Origin of the sequence: Streptomyces sp. NPDC019443, from assembly GCF_044389785.1 — a bacterium.
Lineage (GTDB): Bacteria > Actinomycetota > Actinomycetes > Streptomycetales > Streptomycetaceae > Streptomyces.
In genome coordinates this window covers 22,512-39,528 of the sequence record NZ_JBIRYJ010000021.1, presented here as the reverse complement: position 1 = coordinate 39,528, position 17,017 = coordinate 22,512, and the positions used below count along the sequence as shown (strand labels likewise).

The 17,017-nt window shown below is 70.4% G+C and carries 11 protein-coding genes; 2 read left to right on the top strand and 9 right to left on the bottom strand.

The annotated features are described in order from the left end of the window. Window positions 1-64: 64 nt before the first annotated feature. The 8 genes from ispG to ACH492_RS36105 all read right to left on the bottom strand — a co-directional run bounded on the left by ispG (window position 65) and on the right by ACH492_RS36105 (window position 12,645). A complete protein-coding gene (gene ispG, locus ACH492_RS36140) occupies window positions 65-1,222 on the bottom strand; it encodes a flavodoxin-dependent (E)-4-hydroxy-3-methylbut-2-enyl-diphosphate synthase (protein ID WP_307660800.1) in 1,158 nt (385 codons plus the stop codon). Between the two features lie 187 nt (window positions 1,223-1,409). Then, the gene (locus ACH492_RS36135) at window positions 1,410-2,711 is read right to left on the bottom strand and encodes a M50 family metallopeptidase (RefSeq protein WP_398993058.1); all 1,302 of its coding nucleotides are present in this window, start codon (window positions 2,709-2,711) and stop codon (window positions 1,410-1,412) included. Then, window positions 2,708-3,958, bottom strand: coding sequence for a 1-deoxy-D-xylulose-5-phosphate reductoisomerase (gene dxr / locus ACH492_RS36130; RefSeq protein ID WP_398993056.1), 1,251 nt, complete (start codon window positions 3,956-3,958; stop codon window positions 2,708-2,710). The genes ACH492_RS36135 and dxr overlap by 4 nt, the downstream gene beginning before the upstream one ends. Window positions 3,959-4,039: 81 nt before the next feature. Beyond that, window positions 4,040-4,789, bottom strand: a complete 750-nt coding sequence (locus ACH492_RS36125) for a hypothetical protein (protein WP_398993054.1) — start codon at window positions 4,787-4,789, stop codon at window positions 4,040-4,042. A 72-nt stretch (window positions 4,790-4,861) separates the two neighbouring features. Next, window positions 4,862-6,808 (bottom strand): acyl-CoA dehydrogenase family protein, encoded by a 1,947-nt coding sequence (locus ACH492_RS36120; protein WP_398993052.1) that lies wholly within the window; start codon window positions 6,806-6,808, stop codon window positions 4,862-4,864. 211 nt (window positions 6,809-7,019) lie between these two features. After that, window positions 7,020-8,465 carry an aldehyde dehydrogenase family protein gene (locus tag ACH492_RS36115; RefSeq protein WP_398993050.1) on the bottom strand — a complete coding sequence of 482 codons (1,446 nt, stop codon included), beginning with the start codon at window positions 8,463-8,465 and terminating at the stop codon, window positions 7,020-7,022. 215 nt (window positions 8,466-8,680) lie between these two features. Further along, on the bottom strand, window positions 8,681-10,246 hold the full coding sequence (locus ACH492_RS36110; RefSeq protein WP_398993048.1) for a PucR family transcriptional regulator: 1,566 nt from the start codon (window positions 10,244-10,246) through the stop codon (window positions 8,681-8,683). A 107-nt stretch (window positions 10,247-10,353) separates the two neighbouring features. Next, a complete protein-coding gene (locus ACH492_RS36105; protein WP_398993046.1) occupies window positions 10,354-12,645 on the bottom strand; it encodes an ATP/GTP-binding protein in 2,292 nt (763 codons plus the stop codon). 294 nt (window positions 12,646-12,939) lie between these two features. On the opposite strand from ACH492_RS36105, the gene gabT reads away from it, so the two are divergent. Together gabT and ACH492_RS36095 are read left to right on the top strand one after the other, a co-directional pair. After that, window positions 12,940-14,274, top strand: a complete 1,335-nt coding sequence (gene gabT, locus ACH492_RS36100) for a 4-aminobutyrate--2-oxoglutarate transaminase (protein ID WP_398993045.1) — start codon at window positions 12,940-12,942, stop codon at window positions 14,272-14,274. A 147-nt stretch (window positions 14,275-14,421) separates the two neighbouring features. Then, the gene (locus ACH492_RS36095) at window positions 14,422-15,231 is read left to right on the top strand and encodes a phosphatase PAP2 family protein (RefSeq protein ID WP_398993043.1); all 810 of its coding nucleotides are present in this window, start codon (window positions 14,422-14,424) and stop codon (window positions 15,229-15,231) included. Here ACH492_RS36095 and ACH492_RS36090 read toward each other — a convergent pair. Continuing rightward, the gene (locus tag ACH492_RS36090) at window positions 15,182-16,984 is read right to left on the bottom strand and encodes a chitinase (protein WP_398993042.1); all 1,803 of its coding nucleotides are present in this window, start codon (window positions 16,982-16,984) and stop codon (window positions 15,182-15,184) included. The genes ACH492_RS36095 and ACH492_RS36090 overlap by 50 nt on opposite strands. Window positions 16,985-17,017: the final 33 nt, after the last annotated feature.

The window sequence follows — 17,017 nt, the reverse complement described above, 5'->3', positions numbered from 1 at the left end:
GCACGGGGCCCGTACGCAGTCACTGGCCGGCCGAGAACTCTGACCGGAGCCTGTGACCGGGACGTCAGGAGCTGACCGAGACCTCAGGCTCGCCCGAGAGGATGCCGTCCCGCTCCATCTGCTCGGCGATCTTCATCGCCTCTTCGATGAGGGTCTCGACGATCTTCGACTCGGGCACGGTCTTGATGACCTCGCCCTTGACGAAGATCTGGCCCTTGCCGTTTCCGGAGGCAACGCCGAGGTCGGCCTCGCGGGCCTCGCCCGGGCCGTTGACGACGCAGCCCATGACGGCGACGCGCAGCGGCACCTCCATGCCCTCGAGACCGGCGCTGACCTGGTCGGCGAGCTTGTAGACATCGACCTGGGCACGGCCGCAGGAGGGGCAGGAGACGATCTCGAGGCGGCGCTGCTTGAGGTTGAGGGACTCCAGGATCTGGATGCCGACCTTGACCTCTTCGGCGGGCGGGGCGGACAGCGAGACCCGGATGGTGTCGCCGATGCCCTCGCTGAGCAGCGCGCCGAAGGCGACGGCCGACTTGATGGTGCCCTGGAAGGCGGGTCCGGCTTCGGTGACGCCGAGGTGGAGGGGGTAGTCGCACTGGGCTGCGAGCTGCCGGTAGGCATTGACCATCACGACCGGGTCGTTGTGCTTGACCGAGATCTTGATGTCGCGGAAGCCGTGCTCCTCGAAGAGCGATGCCTCCCACAGCGCGGACTCGACGAGTGCCTCGGGGGTCGCCTTGCCGTACTTGGCGAGCAGCCGGGCATCGAGCGAACCGGCGTTGACGCCGATCCGGATCGGGGTACCGGTCTCGCCGGCGGCGCGGGCGATCTCCTTGACCTTGTCGTCGAACTGCTTGATGTTGCCCGGGTTCACCCGCACCGCCGCGCACCCTGCATCGATCGCCGCGAACACATACTTCGGCTGGAAGTGGATGTCCGCGATGACGGGGATCTGCGACTTGCGCGCGATGGTGGCCAGCGCGTCCGCGTCGTCCTGGGTCGGACAGGCCACTCGTACGATCTGGCAGCCGGACGCGGTCAGTTCCGCGATCTGCTGCAGCGTCGCGCCGATGTCCGAAGTGCGCGTGGTCGTCATTGACTGCACCGATACGGGGGCGTCCCCGCCGACGGCCACGGAACCGACCTGGATCTTGCGGCTGACCCTCCGGTCGGCGAGCTTGGTCGGAACGGACGGCATTCCGAGAGAAATTGCAGTCATCTGCTGTGCAACCCCAAGGTGTGGATCGTGGTCCCGAGATCGGCGGGCTCCAGCCATCGAGATTACGGCACACAGGTTCGGCCGAGCACATCGCGCCGCCGAATCCACTCAAAGGTGAATACAAAGGTGAACGCAGAGGTGAACGACCGGACACAAAGGGTGTCCGGCCGTCGACACAGCGGATTGCTCAGCTGATCTTGACCGGGTTGACGATGTCGGCGACAAGCACGAGCAGAGTGAAGCAGATGAAGATCCCCGCCACGACGTAGGCGACCGGCATCAGCTTGGCCACATCGAAGGGACCGGGGTCGGGACGCCGGAACAGCTTCGCGACATTGCGGCGTACGGACTCCCACAGCGCCCCTGCGATGTGCCCGCCGTCCAGCGGCAGCAGCGGCAGCATGTTGAACAGGAACAGCGAGAGGTTGAAGCCCGCGAGCAGCATCAGGAACCACGCGACGATGTTCTGCGTCGGGGCGTCCACGTTCATCAACTCGCCGCTGATTCGGGCCGCACCGACCACGCCGACCGGGGAGTCGTCCTTGCGCTCACCGTCGCTGAAGGCCGCGTTCCACAGGTCGGGGACCTTGGACGGCAGCGCGATGACCGACTCGGCGCCGTTCTGGATCATGTCGCCCATGCGGTCCATGGAATCGACGAAGGAGAGCGGGAGGATCTCGGTCTGCGCGGCGAAGCCGAGATAGCCGGCCGGGACGAATTTGCCGGGGACGGCCTCTCCGTCCGCGTCCTTCTTGACCACCAGGTTCTGGGCGAGGGTGGCCTTGAGTACCTGCTCCTTGCCGTCGCGCTCCACGGTGATGGTGGCCGGGCCGATCGTCTCGCGGATGTGATTGGACAGCTCGGACCAGTCGGCGACGGGCTCGCCGTTGAAGGCGACGATCTTGTCGCCCTTCTGCAGGCCGGCGGCCTGGGCGGGCGAGACGGGGTCGCCCTTCTGGCACTTGTCGCGGTTCTCGTCCTGCGAGATGACGCACTTCTGGACGCCTGCCACCTCGGTGGTCTGGGTCGGGAAGCCGAAGGACATCGCCACACCGAGGAAGATCGCGACGGCGAGGACCAGGTTCATGAACGGCCCCGCGAACATCACGATCACGCGCTTCCACGGCTTGCGCGTGTAGAAGAGGCGGTTCTCGTCGCCGGGCTTCAGCTCCTCGAAGGCGGCCGAGCGGGCGTCCTCGATCATCCCGCGCCAGGGCGAGGTGGACCGTGCCTCGATCCGGCCGTCCTCCCCCGGCGGGAACATCCCGATCATGCGGATGTAGCCGCCCATGGGGATGGCCTTGACGCCGTACTCCGTTTCGCCCTTGTGCCGGGACCAGAGGGTCGGGCCGAAGCCGACCATGTACTGGGGCACACGGATGCCGAAGAGTTTGGCCGTCGAAAGGTGGCCGAGCTCGTGCCAGGCGATGGAGAACAGCAGTCCCACGGCGAACAGCGCTATGCCGAGGACCGTCAACAGAATCGTCATGCGCGAGCCTCCGCTGTTGCCTTCACTGCCAGTTCCCGGGCCCGCGCCCGGGCCCAGGTCTCCGCTTCCAGGACGTCCGCCACCGTGAGCGAGGGTCCCTTGGCGGGCACACCGTGCTCGGCGACGACTTCGGTGACCGTATCCATGATTCCGTTGAACGGCAGCCGCCCGGCGAGAAACGCGTCCACGCACTCCTCGTTCGCGGCATTGAACACCGCCGGGGCGGTCCCGCCCAGCTCCCCCACGTGCCGGGCGAGTCCCACCGAAGGGAAGGCCTCGGTGTCGAGCGGGAAGAACTCCCACGTCGAGGCCTTGGACCAGTCGAAGGCGGGGGCTGCGTCCGGGACCCGCTCGGGCCAGCCGATGCCGAGGGCGATCGGGCCGCGCATGTCCGGCGGGGTGGCCTGAGCGATGGTCGAGCCGTCCGTGAACTCCACCATGGAGTGGACGTACGACTGGGGGTGGACGACGACCTCGATGCGGTCGAAGGGGATGTCGTAGAGCAGATGCGCCTCGATGACCTCAAGCCCTTTGTTGACCAGTGTCGCGGAGTTGATCGTGATCACCGGACCCATCGCCCAGGTCGGGTGCGCGAGGGCGGCCTCGGGGGTGACGTCCGCCAGCTCCGCCTTCGTACGGCCGCGGAAGGGGCCACCCGACGCGGTCACGACGAGCTTGCGTACGTCGGCCCTCGTCCCGGCCGCGAGGGCCTGGAAGAGGGCCGCGTGCTCGGAGTCCACCGGGATGATCTGGCCCGGCTTGGCGAGGGCCTTGACCAGCGGGCCGCCGACGATGAGCGACTCCTTGTTGGCGAGGGCGAGGGTCCGGCCGGCTTCGAGCGCCGCGAGGGTGGGGGCGAGGCCGATGGAGCCGGTGATGCCGTTGAGCACGGTGTGGCAGGCGGATGCGGCGAGCTGGGTGGCGGCGTCAGGCCCGGCCAGGATCTCGGGCAGGGGCTCGGCGCCGAACTGCTCCGCGAGCGCCTCGCGCAGTGCGGGCACGACGTCCTCGCGGGCCACCGCGACCGTGTCGACCCGCAACTGCCGTGCCTGCTCGGCCAGGAGTCCGACGCGGCCGCCGGCGGCGGAGAGCGCGGTGACGCGGAAGCGGTCGGGGTTGCGCAGGACCAGGTCGATGGCCTGAGTGCCGATGGACCCGGTGGAGCCGAGGACGACGATGTTCCGGCGGCCTTCGGTCGCGTCGAAGACGATATGCGGGTCGGCGAGGGGGGATGGGCTGTCGCTCATGACCCCATTGTGGCCGCAAGTCCTGTCCGGCCGGACAGTGCGTCCCCGCGTACGCCCCTCCGTACGCCTCCGTACGCTTCCCTACGCGCCCGACTTACGGCCCGCCTCGAACTTCTCCCACTGCGCCGTCATGACCTCCGCGGGTACCGCACCGATGTCCTTGGTGCCGAGGAAGTCGGCGCGGAAGGAGAGCGTGGTCGAGCCGGAGCGGACGACGGTGAGGTACTCGTACAGCTTCAGCTTCCCCTTCACATCGAGGATGGTGAAGCGGTACGCCTTGGCCTCGTCCCCGAAGGCGGGCGCCTTGGCGGGCTCCACCTTCAGGTATTTCGCCTTCGCGATGGCGCGCTCCTCGACGAAGCCGCCTGCGCATTGTGTGCCGGCCGCGGCGAGGGCCTTCATGACGGCGGCGGCCTCGCCCTTCGCGTACGAGCGCAACTGTACGGCGACGCCGATTCCGGCCATCTCGTCGGCAACGTCGACCTCGCGGTTGACCTCGGCGGCGGGGTCGTGCGCGGTGGCGCCCTCGGCGAGGCTGACGAGGGGCTGGCAGACGGCGGGGGCCGCGGTGTAGTCCTCGCCGAGCGGAGCGCCGAGGGTGAACTCCGACGCGGTGTACGGGCCGATCTTCTCACCGTCGGTGAAGGAGACGGCCTTGAGCTGTGCCTCGGTCAGCGCCTTGGGCGCGGACGCGGACGGCTTGTCGTCGGCCTCGCCGCCCTTGCCGCCCTTGTCGTCACTGCCGCCGCAGGCGCTGACACCGCCGAGGACGACCGCCACAAGCAGGGCGACCGTCCGCCGCCGACCGCACTGATTCCCCGCCCCGAACATCCCTGCCCCGTTTCCGTGTTGACCGTGATCGAAGGTCGATTGTGGGGCAGGGACGCCAGTCCGGTCGAGTTCTCAGCGGATCGGGCGGTGCACGTTGTCCCTTTCGGCGGGGCCCGGGGTCGCGTCGGCGATCCAGGGACCTTCGCCGCTCGGGTCGACGATGCCCTGCTCCAGCCAGGTGTACGTACCTGACAGGACGCCGTCCACGACCTTGCGGTCGAGGTCGTCGGTGTTGGACCACAGTCGGGTGAAGAGCTCTTCGACGCGAATGCGGGACTGGCGGCAGAAGACGTCGGCCAGTTGGTACGCCTCGTGGCCGTTCTCGCCGGTGGTGCGCAGCAGTTCCGCGCGTACGCAGGTCGCGCTCATCGCGAACAGTTCCGCGCCGATGTCGACGATCCGGCCGAGGAAGCCCTGCTTGGTCTCCATCCGGCCCTGCCAGCGGGACATCGCGTAGAAGGTGGAGCGGGCGAGTTTGCGGGCGGAGCGCTCGACGTAGCGCAGATGCCCGGAGAGGTCCGGAAGCCCGGCCGGGTGGAACTCGCTGTAAGTACGCGGGAGTTGACCGGGTCCCGTGACCAGCTTGGGGAGCCAGCGGGCGTAGAAGGCCGCGGCGTTCGCGCCCGCCTTCGCCTTGGCGGACAGAGGCTTGTCGGGGTCGATGATGTCGCCGGCCACGGCGAGGTGGGCGTCGACCGCCTCGCGGGCGATCAGCAGATGCATGATCTCGGTCGAGCCCTCGAAGATGCGGTTGATGCGCATGTCGCGCAGCATCTGCTCGGCGGGAACGGCCCGTTCACCGCGGGCCGCGAGGGAGTCCGCCGTCTCGAAGCCGCGGCCGCCACGGATCTGGACCAGCTCGTCGGCCATCAGCCAGCCCATTTCGGAGCCGTAGAGCTTGGCGAGCGCCGCTTCGATGCGGATGTCGTTGCGGTCCTCGTCGGCCATCTGCGAGGAGAGGTCGACGACCGCTTCGAGGGCGAAAGTGGTCGCGGCAATGAAGGAGATCTTGGCGCCGACGGCCTCGTGCTTCGCGACCGGCTTGCCCCACTGCTCCCGGGCAGTCGACCACTCGCGGGCGATCTTCAGGCACCACTTCCCGGAGCCGACGCACATCGCGGGCAGCGAGAGGCGGCCGGTGTTGAGGGTGGTGAGGGCGATCTTGAGGCCGGCGCCCTCGGGACCGATGCGGTTCGCGGCGGGGACGCGCACCTGGTGGAAGCGGGTGACGCCGTTCTCGAGGCCCCGCAGGCCCATGAACGCGTTGCGGTTCTCGACGGTGACGCCCTCGCTCGCCGCCTCGACGACGAAGGCGGTGATACCGCCCTTGCGGCCCTCCCCCTTGGGGACGCGGGCCATGACGACGAGGAGGTCGGCGACGACGCCGTTGGTCGTCCAGAGCTTGACGCCGTCGAGGATGTACGAGTCGCCGTCCGGGACGGCCGTGGTGGCGAGGCGGGCGGGGTCGGAGCCGACGTCCGGCTCGGTGAGCAGGAAGGCTGAGATGTCGGTACGGGCGAGGCGCGGCAGGAACGCATCCTTCTGCTCCTGCGTGCCGAAGATCTTCAGCGGTTGCGGTACGCCGATCGACTGATGGGCGGAGAGCAGGGCGCCCAGCGCCGGGTTCGCCGAGCCGACCAGGGCCAGCGCCTTGTTGTAGTACACCTGGGTGAGGCCGAGGCCGCCGTACTTGATGTCGATCTTCATGCCGAGCGCGCCGAGCTCCTTGAGCCCGTTGATCACCTCGTCGGGGATCCGCGCCTCGCGCTCGATGAGCGCACCGTCGATCTTCGTCTCGCAGAAGTCGCGGAGTTTCGTGAGGAATTCCTCGCCCCGCCGGGTGTCCTCACCAGCGGGCATCGGATGCGGATGGATCAGATCCAGGCGGAAGCGGCCCAGGAACAGCTCCTTGGCGAAGCTTGGCTTGCGCCAGTCCTGTTCGCGCGCGGCCTCGGCGACCTGTCGTGCTTCGCGCTCACTGACCTTCGGTGGCTGGGTCTTCTGGAGTGGAGCGGACATGAGGCTCACCTCGCCGCGAGTCGGGGACTTCCGGGGCTTCGGCCGGGGGCACGGAGGCGCGCCGTACCGACCGGTGCTACTCGTCCGTAGTACCCGATTCCCGCCCTCTCCACCAGTCTCCGTACGGCACTGGAGGTACGGCACCGGCGCGATGACGACGGCCGGAGTCCCCGCACAGTGGGCTCCGGCCGTCGTCGGTGGCGTACGGGCGTTACAGCGCCAGACCGGTGAGGACCAGCACCCGCTCGTACGTGTAGTCGTCCATCGCAAAGCGCACGCCCTCGCGGCCCACGCCGGACTGCTTGGCGCCGCCGTAAGGCATCTGGTCCGCGCGGTACGACGGCACATCGCCGATGATCACGCCGCCGACCTCGAGGGCCCGGTGGGCGCGGAAGGCGGTCTGCACGTCATGCGTGAACACGCCTGCCTGCAGGCCGTACTTGGAGTCGTTGACGGCGGCGAAGGCCTCGGCCTCGCCGTCGACCTTCCTGACCGTGAGGACGGGTCCGAAGACCTCCTCGCAGGCGATGGTGGAGTCCGCGGGGACGTCGGCGAGGACGGTGGGCGCGTAGGACGCTCCGTCGCGCTTGCCGCCGGCCAGCAGCTTCGCACCCGTCTGGATCGCCTCGTCGACCCAGGACTCGACGCGCTTGGCGGCGTCCTCGCTGACCAGCGGGCCGACGTCGGTGGCGGAGTCGGACGGGTCGCCGGTGACCTGGGCCTCGACCGCCGCGACGATCTTCGGCAGCAGACGGTCGTAGACCGTGGCGTCGGCGATCACACGCTGCACGGAGATACAGGACTGGCCGCCCTGGTAGTTGGAGAAGGTGGCGATACGGGTCGCCGCCCAGTCCAGGTCCTGCTCACCGGCGAAGTCGCCGAGGACGACGGCCGCGCCGTTGCCGCCCAGCTCCAGGGTGCAGTGCTTGCGCGGCACCGAGTCCATGATCGCGTAACCGACCTTGTCGGAGCCGGTGAAGGAGATCACCGGCAGGCGCTCGTCCTGCACGAGGGCGGGCATCTTGTCGTTCGGGACCGGGAGCACCGACCAGGAACCTGCGGGGAGGTCGGTCTCGGCCAGCAGCTCGCCGATGATCAGCCCGGACAGCGGGGTCGCCGGGGCGGGCTTGAGGATGATCGGCGCGCCGACCGCGATCGCCGGGGCGATCTTGTGGGCGCAGAGGTTCAGCGGGAAGTTGAACGGCGCGATGCCGAGGACGGCGCCCTTGGGGAAACGGCGGGTCAGTGCGAGCCGGCCGACTCCGCCGGCGTCGGTGTCCAGGCGCTGGGCCTCGCCGCCGTTGAAGCGGCGGGCCTCCTCGGCCGCGAAGCGGAAGACGGAGACGGCGCGGCCGACCTCGCCGCGGGCCCACTTGACCGGCTTGCCGTTCTCGGCGGAGATCAGCTGGGCGATCTCCTCGGTGCGCTCGACGAGGCGGCGCGAGACATGGTCGAGGGCGACGGCGCGTACATGGGCCGGGGTGGCCGCGAACTCGTCCCGCACGGCGTGTGCGGCGGCGACGGCCGCCTCGACCTGGGCGTCGCTCGGGACGGAAACCTGACCGACGAGACGTCCGTCCCAGGGGGAGGTGACGTCGAAGGTTGCCTCGCCGGTGGCCTGGCGGCCGGCGAGCCAGAAGGCGTGGGTGGAAGTCATGTTCGGGTCCCGGCCCTTCCGAAGTAGTGGGGTTGTCTCCGCCCCACGGTAGGACCGTGGGGGCGGATGGTCGTTTGTCCGGCGTGGAGTGTGGGGGTCTGCGGGCACGCCGAATTGGCGCGGAGGGGCTCATTTTCGGGGGCGAGCCCGCCGGCCGGGGAGCCGGGGGCGAGCCCGCCTGCCCGCCGCGGGGGTCCGTAGCTCGCCCAGCTGCCCTACTCGGAGGCCGCCGCCGATGTCGTCTTCAGGGCCAGCCACAGCTCCATACGCACGTCCGGGTCGTCCAGCGAGCGGCCCAGGATCTCCTCGACCCGGCGCATCCGGTAGCGCAGCGTATGGCGGTGTACGCCCAGGTCGGCGGCTGCCGCGTCCCACTGGCCGTGGCGCGAGAGCCAGGCGCGCAGGGAGGCGACCAGGTCGCCGCGGCCGGTCGCGTCGTGTTCGTACAGCGCGCGCAGCATGCCGTCGGCGAAGGCGCGCACCGCGTCGTCGGCGAGCAGCGGGAGGACCGATCCGGCGGCGAGTTCCTCGTGCTCGACGAGGGCGCGGCCGCGCCGCCGGGCGACCGAGAGCGCCTGTTCGGCCTGTTTGTACGCGCCTGCGGCAGCTATCGGCCCGGTCGGCGCGGAGAGTCCGACCACCACCTCGGCGTCCTCGGCCTCTTTGTCCGCGTACGCCGCGGTGCAGGACGCGACGACCGCACCGCCGTCCGCGGCCAGCACCACCAGCCGGTCGTCCATGTCCGGCACGTCCAGCAGCGGCTCCCCCGCCTTGGCCGCCGCCGACTCCAGCGATTCGGCGAAGGCCTGGAGCGGGTGCTCGGCGGCCGGGTCCGGCTCACCCGCGGGCTCGGCGATCAGCAGCCGGAAGGGGGCGTCGAGCAACCCGCCGTAGAGGTCTCCGGCGACCGCGCGCGCGTGGTCCTGCTGGCCGGAAAGCAGCATGCGCAGCACCGCCGCGCCGAGGCGCTGTTCCGCCTCCTGGAGCGAGCGGGAGCGCTCCGTGGAGAGGGTCAGCAGGGCGACGGCGGAGTGCACGGCGTACCGCTCGGCGGTACCCAGCGGCGCTCCGGTGCCGACGGCCAGCGCGCCGCGCACCCGCCGTCCGGTGCCCAGCGACTGCAGTTCGACCCGGTCGTCGTCGGTGTCGCCGACCACCGCACTCGCGGGCGCGGACCGCTCGCGCAGCCGCTCCACGTCGGCGGTGAGCCGGGCGGCCCGCCGTGCGGCCCATTCGGGCGCTGCCGCGACGACGGCGCCAGACGCGTTGTACAGGGCGACCCAGCCGTTGACATGCGCGGCGAGGCGGGCGACGACGCCGTCGGGGCCTTCGGCGAGCGCGGCCCGCGTCAGCTCCCGCTGTGCCTCGAAACCGGCCGTCACCGCGCGGTACTGGTCGGCGGCGATCGCGGCGGAGACCGCCTTGCTGATGGCGAGGAAGGGGGTCCTGCGCGGTACGGCGAGGAGCGGAAGGTCCTCCTCCTTCGCCGCCTCGACGAGCGCGTCCGGGATGTCGTCGTAGTACACGCCGACCGCGAAGCCGAGCCCGACGACGCCCGCGCCCACCAGTCTGCGCACATAGCGGCGCATCGCCTCGCGGTCCTCGGCGTCCAGGGTCATCGCCGTGACGAGCAGCAGCTCGCCGCCCTCCATGTACGGCACGGGGTCGGCAAGTTCGCTGACATGCGCCCAGCGCACGGGCGTCTCGAGCCGGTCCTCCCCGGCGCGCACGGTGAGTTTGAGCGCCGAGTGCTGGACGAGCGAGGCGAGCGTGGGCGGCATGGGACCTTGAGCCCTTCGAACAGACGCGCAGAGGTGCAGATGATTTTGCCGTCCCGTATGAACGGCGTACATCGATTCTGCCAGGGCGTAGCAGTGCGTGGCTCGGGTCAGGTCCTCAGATCCACCAGAAGGGGCGGCGCGTGCTCGCCCCGTACGGTCGTCAGCGAGAGCACCGCGTGCCCGGCCGGCACGGCGTGCGCGAGGTCGGACGCCGACCAGCGGGCCCGCTCGACCTCCCGCACGGTGATCGCCTCGGCGGTGGCCGCCTTACCGGTGACCAGGCGGCGCATCATGTGCAGCGCCTTGGTGAGGGGCTCGTCGGAGATGATCTGCCGGTTGGTGACGTCCCGGGTCTGCACCCATTCGGTGCCCCAGGTCTCGGCGAACCGGCCGCCGTCCCAGGGCGCGAGCCCGGCGAACGCCATCCGGCAGCCGACCGCGCCGAGCAGCGGGCCGCGCAGCGGCTCAGGCACGTCCTCCAGGGTGCGCAGCGCGAAGACCACGCCGGCGTTGGCGGAGCGCAGCCGCTGCACCGCGCGCACCGAGTCGGCGGTCACGGTGTACGTCGCGTCGTCCAGCACGAGAGCGGCGAACAGGGACCGGTCGGAGCGGGTCAGCGCGGCCTCTGTGAACTGGGCGAGGACCAGGCGCGCGATGATCCGCGAGGCCTCGGCGTGGCCGCGCTCGGGCAGGTCGACGCGGACGCGCAGCGGGTGCTCGATGGCGCGCAGCGAGAACTGCCGGCCGCCGCCGTCGGTACGGAAGAAGTGCGCGAAGGCGGGCCTGTCCAGGAAGGAAATCCGCTCGGCGAGCAGTACGCCGATGTCGTCGGCGCGGGCCGACTGCCGTTCCCTGGCGTCCAGTTCACGCAGCTGTGCGGCGGCGCCGGGGTCGGCGGTGGCCTCCAGGGCGGTGCGCAGGGCGCCGACCGCGGCGGGCGCGCCGCCGAGCAGCTCACGCAGCTCGGGTACGGCGGGGAAGTGCCCGTGGACGCATTGGTACGGCCCGACCAGCTGGGCCAGCGCGGTGGCGGCGCGCCTGCTGTCACCGCCGGGAAGGGTGGCGGCGAGATCCCCGACGAGGGCCTCGGCGAGCATCCGGGCGGCCTCGTCGGGGTCGTCGGCGCCGCCGTAGAGGTCGAGGTCGTGGGTGGAGTCGGGGCGGCCGACGCCGATGACGAGGTCGAAGGCGTCGTCGGGGGCGAGGCCGGTGCCGTACGCGGTGACGGCGACGACGGCCGCGCGGTTGGCGAGCGCGAGCAGGCACATCGACTCGACGACGGGCCGCACAAGACGCACGCTCTTGCCGGAACCGGAGGGCCCGACGGCGAGCAGCGAGGTGCCGAGGAGGGCGGGTTCGAGGGCGACGCCGGTGGTGCGGCGGGCGTAGGGGTTGCGGGGGTCGTCGACGGCGGTGCCGATCTTGACCTGGGCGGTGGCCAGGTCGTGGGTGGCGGTGCGGACGGGCAGGTCGCGTCCGCCGGAAGGGTGGGCGCAGGCGGCCGGGCCGTGCTTGCGCACGGTGTCGGTGAAGGCGGCGAGCCGTTCGGGCCGGGCGTGGACACCCTGCCAGGCGCGCCGGATCCGCGCGTAGTCGACATCTCCGAGCGCGCCGGAGCGGGTGGCTTCGGCGAGGCTCTGCGCCGCGTCGGCCAGGCCGGCCGCGCGCAGCTCGGGCCAGTCGGCGGGGTCCTTCGGCTCCGGCCCAGCCTGAGCCGGTCCGGCCTGCCGACGCTGAAGCACCGGCCAGGTACCAATGCGCCCGACGATAGAGACGACAGCTGCCGCGAGCAGGACGTAGTAGATGCTCGAAGCCCACGCGGCCCACCAGACAGTGTGGGGGATCTCGCGCCACACGCCTGGCAGCAGCACAAACAGCGGCCACAGCGGTACGCCGTACCGGCGCCAGATCTCACTCCAATTTCCGACCCGCCCGACTCCCACTGAGAGCAGACCCAGGACAAGGCCGTAGTAGAGGTACGTCACCGCGACGAACAGCGGGTAATCGGCGTCGGCCGTCTTCTGCCAGTCGTCGGGAACCACCCACTCCATGGGCAGCAGCCACCAGTTGTGGATGAAGATCCACCATCCCTCGAGGTAGCGGTTCCAGAGCAGCGACCAGAGCAGCCAGCCGCACAGGAACGCGATGAGCGCGCCACTGAACAACGGACGGGCCGGGACGAGCTCGGGCTCCTCCTCGGGGCGGGCGCGGTGGCCGAGGCGCCAGATGCCGGGGGCTGCGGCCGGGCGCGGGGTGCGCAGCCAGTCGGCGACGGCGGGGCGGGTGGTGGGTGCGTGGCCGGGGACGGCGGGGATTCCGGGGACGACTGGTGGCCTCGCCTGCCGTGGCACCGGGTTGGACCGCGTGCCGCGTGCGTCGAATGTGCCTTCGGAATCCATGAACCACTGCCCCCTGACCAGCCAGGCCCGCTCTGTGCACCCGTCAATCTAGTGCCCCTGCCGGGGTAGTTCACTGATTCACCTCGCCCTGACGGTCCGGGCACGTGCCTGGTCCCCTGCTTCTCGGCCGGGGGTCCAGGCACGGACCCGCCCGCCCAGCCCCCGCCCGCCTATGTCCGGCGCGGACAACGACACACCCCCAACACTCCCGAACGGCGCATGCCCGGCCCCCTCTCCCGCGCCTAGCCTGCGGAGAAAGAGAAGTAGCGTCCGGAACACCCCCAGGAGCCCCTCATGACCGCAATCCCGCAGGAGCGCCGCGTCGTCACCGCCATCCCCGGCCCGAAGTCGATCGAGCTGCAGGCCCGCCGTACCGCCGCGGTCGCCGGCGGTGTGGGGTCCGTGCTGCCCGTGTTCACTGCCCGCGCCGGCGGCGGTGTCATCGAGGACGTGGACGGCAACCGCCTCATCGACTTCGCCTCCGGCATCGCCGTGACCTCCGTCGGCGCCTCCGCCGAGGCCGTCGTACGCCGCGCGTCCGCGCAGCTCGCCGACTTCACCCACACCTGTTTCATGGTCACGCCCTACGAGGGGTACGTCGAGGTTGCCGAGGCGCTCGCCGAGCTGACGCCGGGCGACCACGCGAAGAAGTCCGCGCTGTTCAACTCCGGCGCCGAGGCCGTCGAGAACGCCGTGAAGATCGCCCGCGCCTACACCAAGCGCCAGGCCGTCGTCGTCTTCGACCACGGCTACCACGGCCGGACCAACCTCACGATGGCGCTGACCGCCAAGAACATGCCGTACAAGCAGGGCTTCGGGCCGTTCGCGCCCGAGGTCTACCGGGTGCCCGTGGCGTACGGCTACCGCTGGCTGACCGGCCCCGAGAACGCCGGCGCCGAGGCGTCCGCGCAGGCCATCGACATGATCAACAAGCAGATCGGCGCAGAGAACGTCGCCGCGATCATCATCGAGCCGGTCCTCGGCGAGGGCGGCTTCATCGAGCCGGCCAAGGGCTTCCTGCCCGCGATCTCGCAGTTCGCGAAGGACAACGGGATCGTTTTCGTCGCGGACGAGATCCAGTCCGGCTTCTGCCGCACCGGCCAGTGGTTCGCCTGCGAGGACGAGGGCATCGTCCCGGACCTGATCACCACCGCCAAGGGCATCGCGGGCGGTCTGCCGCTCGCCGCCGTCACCGGCCGCGCCGAGATCATGGACGCCCCGCACGCGGGCGGCCTCGGCGGCACCTACGGCGGCAACCCGGTGGCCTGCGCCGGCGCGCTCGGCGCCATCGAGACCATGAAGGAGCTCGACCTCAACGGCAAGGCGAAGCGCATCGAGGAGGTCATGAAGGGCCGCCTCACCGCGATGGCCGAGAAGTTCGACATCATCGGCGACATCCGTGGCCGCGGCGCGATGATCGCGATCGAGCTGGTCAAGGACCGCGACTCCAAGGAGCCGAACCCGGCCGCCACCGCCGCGCTCGCCAAGGCCTGCCACGCCGAGGGTCTGCTGGTCCTCACCTGCGGCACGTACGGCAATGTGCTGCGCTTCCTGCCCCCGCTGGTGATCGGCGAGGACCTGCTCAACGAGGGTCTGGACATCATCGAGCAGGCCTTCGCGGGCGTGTGACGAGCACCTGACCGACCTCCGACCGTCGTCCGACCGACGTCTGGCCAAGTGGAACAGTCAGGGCCTGTGAAGAAGCTGTGGGGGGCCGATGGCGGGATGGAGATCCGCCTGTCGGTCCCCCCGGCCCCTGCCGTACGGTTTCTGCAGATGAGAGAAACACCCCGCCCGCAGGGGACTGCGGGCGACACCACGGCGGAGCCTCCCCAGCCCCGCCCTGGTTGTGCCTTCGCGCACACCACTGGAGCTTCCGGCTCCGGAACTCCTCACCGATCGGATGGCCGCCCGCCCCAAACCCCCCGGGGCGCGCGGCAAACCGGTCCGGCCGGCCCCCTCGGAACTACCCCCCCTGTTCCGAGGCGGCCGGCTTCTCTTCTTTCCGCGTCGCTTGTGACGCTGTGCGCCGTCCTCTTCGCGGTGATCACCTGGCAGGTGGCCGCGGACGGGCCGTTGCGGTCCCTGGACGAACGCGTCGAGCTCAGGCTCGCCGGCCACGGTCCCCGGACGCTCACCGGTCTGCTGGCCGACCTCGGCAGTATGGGGATCGCGCTTCCTGTTCTGGGCGCGGCCATCGCGTACGCGGTGTGTCGCGGCCATCGGACCGAGGCGCTGTACGCTGCCCTCGCCATGGCCGCCGTTCCCGCGCTCGTCGTGCCCGTGAAGGCCCTGATCGACCGCCAGGGCCCGCTCACCGAGGTGACCGGCTTCTACCCTTCAGGCCATACGGCGACCGCGATGGTGGCCTACTGCGGCGCGGCGATGCTCATCACCCCGTATCTCAGGCGCAGATGGGCGATGCCCGTCGCCGTGGTGCTGACCCTGGCGACGGGCATCGGACTCGTCCTGCGCGGCTATCACTGGCCGCTGGACGTCATCGGCAGCTGGTGCCTGTGCGGGATGCTGCTGCTCGTCAACTCCATCCGTAGGCGTCGAAGTTCTTCGAGAACTCCCACTGGTTGAATCGGTCCCAGTTGATCGACCAGGTCATCAGGCCACGCAGGGACGGCCAGGTGCCGTGGGTCTGGTACGAGCCGCAGCTCACCTTCTTCGTCAGGCAGTCCAGCGCCTTGTTCACCTCCGCCGGCGTGGTGTGGCCGTTGCCCGCCTGGGTGGATGCGGGCAGGCCGATGGCGACCTGCCCGGGGCGCAGGGCGGGGAAGACCTTGGTGGTGTCGCCGGCGACCGGGAAGCCGGTCAGCAGCATGTCGGTCATGGCGATGTGGAAGTCCGCGCCGCCCATGGAGTGGTACTGGTTGTCCAGGCCCATGATCGAGCCCGAGTTGTAGTCCTGGACGTGCAGCAGGGTGAGGTCGTCGCGCAGGGCGTGGATGACCGGCAGGTACGCCCCGGCCCGCGGGTCCTGGCCGCCCCAGGGGCCCGAGCCGTAGTACTGGTAGCCGAGCTGCACGAAGAACGTCTCCGGGGCCATGGTGAGCACGAAGTCGGAGCCGTACTTCGCCTTGAGGGTCTTGATCGCCGAGATCAGGTTGACGATCACCGGTGAGGTCGGTGAGCGGAAGTCCGTGTCGCCAGTGTTCAGGGACAGCGAGTGGCCCTCGAAGTCGATGTCCAGACCGTCGAGCCCGTACTCGTCGATGATCTTCGAGACCGAGGAGACGAAGGTGTCGCGGGCGGCAGTGGTGGAGAGCTGGACCTGGCCGTTGGCGCCGCCGATGGAGATCAGGACCTTCTTGCCGGCCGCCTGCTTGGCCTTGATGGCGGCCTTGAAGTCGGCGGTCGATTCGACGTTCGGGCACTCGGACGCCGGGCAGAGGCTGAAGCGGATGTCGCCGGAGGTGACCGAGGTCGGTTCGCCGAAGGCGAGGTTGATGACGTCCCATGAGTCGGGGACGTCGGCCATGCGCGTGTAGCCGGAGCCGTTGGCGAAGCTGGCGTGCAGATAGCCGACGAGAGCATGGGCGGGCAGCTCGCCACCGCTGCCGCCGCCGCCCGAGGTGGTGGTCGCGGTGACCGCCGCCGACTTCGCTGACTCGCCCGCCGTGTTGGCCGCGGAGACCTGGAAGCTGTACGAGGTGGAGGGGGCCAGTCCGGTGACGGTGGCCGAAGTCCCGCTCACCGTTTGGACCTTGGTGCCGCCCCGGTATACGTGGTAACTGGTGGCGCCGGAGGACGTGGACCAGCTGAGCGGGACCGAGGTGGAGCCGGGGAAACCCGCTGTGAGGCCGGTGGGGGCGGCCGGGATCTGGACCGGGTCGCCGCCGGGGCCGAGCAGGGAGAGGTCGTCGGCGTAGTAGGTGGGGGTGCCGTACCAGCCGTGGGTGTAGATCGTCACCGAGGTGGTGGCCGCGCCGGTGCGGAAGGTCGTGGTCAGCCGCTGCCAGCTCGGCGCGGACGCCGTCCAGGTGGAGACGTCGGTGGTGCCGGTGCCCGACGCGCCCAGGTAGACATAGCTGCCCTGGACCCACCCGCTCAGCGTGTAGTCGGAGTTGGGCTTGACCGTGACCGTCTGGCTGCACTTGGCGTTGTCGCTGCCCGCGGGCGTGGCCTTGAGCGCGGAACTGCCGCCGTGGGCCGGTGAGTTGACGACGGCGCCGCTGCTCGACGTACAGCTCCAGCCGTCGAGGCCCGCCTCGAAGCCGCCGTTGCGCGCGAGTTCGGTGTCGGCCGCTCCGGCGGAGGTCGCCGTGGCGACAAGTCCGCTGATGGCGAGGGCGGCCGCCGACAGGGCGGCCAAAAGTCTGGTGCGGTCCACAACTGCCTCCGAGCGTGGGGGAATTCAAGTGGG

Coding starts and splice junctions, on each gene's coding strand:
- ispG (WP_307660800.1), bottom strand. CDS start 1,222: ATGACTGCAATTTCTCTCGGAATGCCGTCCGTTCCGACCAAGCTCGCC.
- dxr (WP_398993056.1), bottom strand. CDS start 3,958: ATGAGCGACAGCCCATCCCCCCTCGCCGACCCGCATATCGTCTTCGAC.
- ACH492_RS36115 (WP_398993050.1), bottom strand. CDS start 8,465: ATGACTTCCACCCACGCCTTCTGGCTCGCCGGCCGCCAGGCCACCGGC.
- ACH492_RS36120 (WP_398993052.1), bottom strand. CDS start 6,808: ATGTCCGCTCCACTCCAGAAGACCCAGCCACCGAAGGTCAGTGAGCGC.
- ACH492_RS36110 (WP_398993048.1), bottom strand. CDS start 10,246: ATGCCGCCCACGCTCGCCTCGCTCGTCCAGCACTCGGCGCTCAAACTC.
- ACH492_RS36135 (WP_398993058.1), bottom strand. CDS start 2,711: ATGACGATTCTGTTGACGGTCCTCGGCATAGCGCTGTTCGCCGTGGGA.
- ACH492_RS36125 (WP_398993054.1), bottom strand. CDS start 4,789: ATGTTCGGGGCGGGGAATCAGTGCGGTCGGCGGCGGACGGTCGCCCTG.
- gabT (WP_398993045.1), top strand. CDS start 12,940: ATGACCGCAATCCCGCAGGAGCGCCGCGTCGTCACCGCCATCCCCGGC.
- ACH492_RS36095 (WP_398993043.1), top strand. CDS start 14,422: ATGAGAGAAACACCCCGCCCGCAGGGGACTGCGGGCGACACCACGGCG.
- ACH492_RS36105 (WP_398993046.1), bottom strand. CDS start 12,645: ATGGATTCCGAAGGCACATTCGACGCACGCGGCACGCGGTCCAACCCG.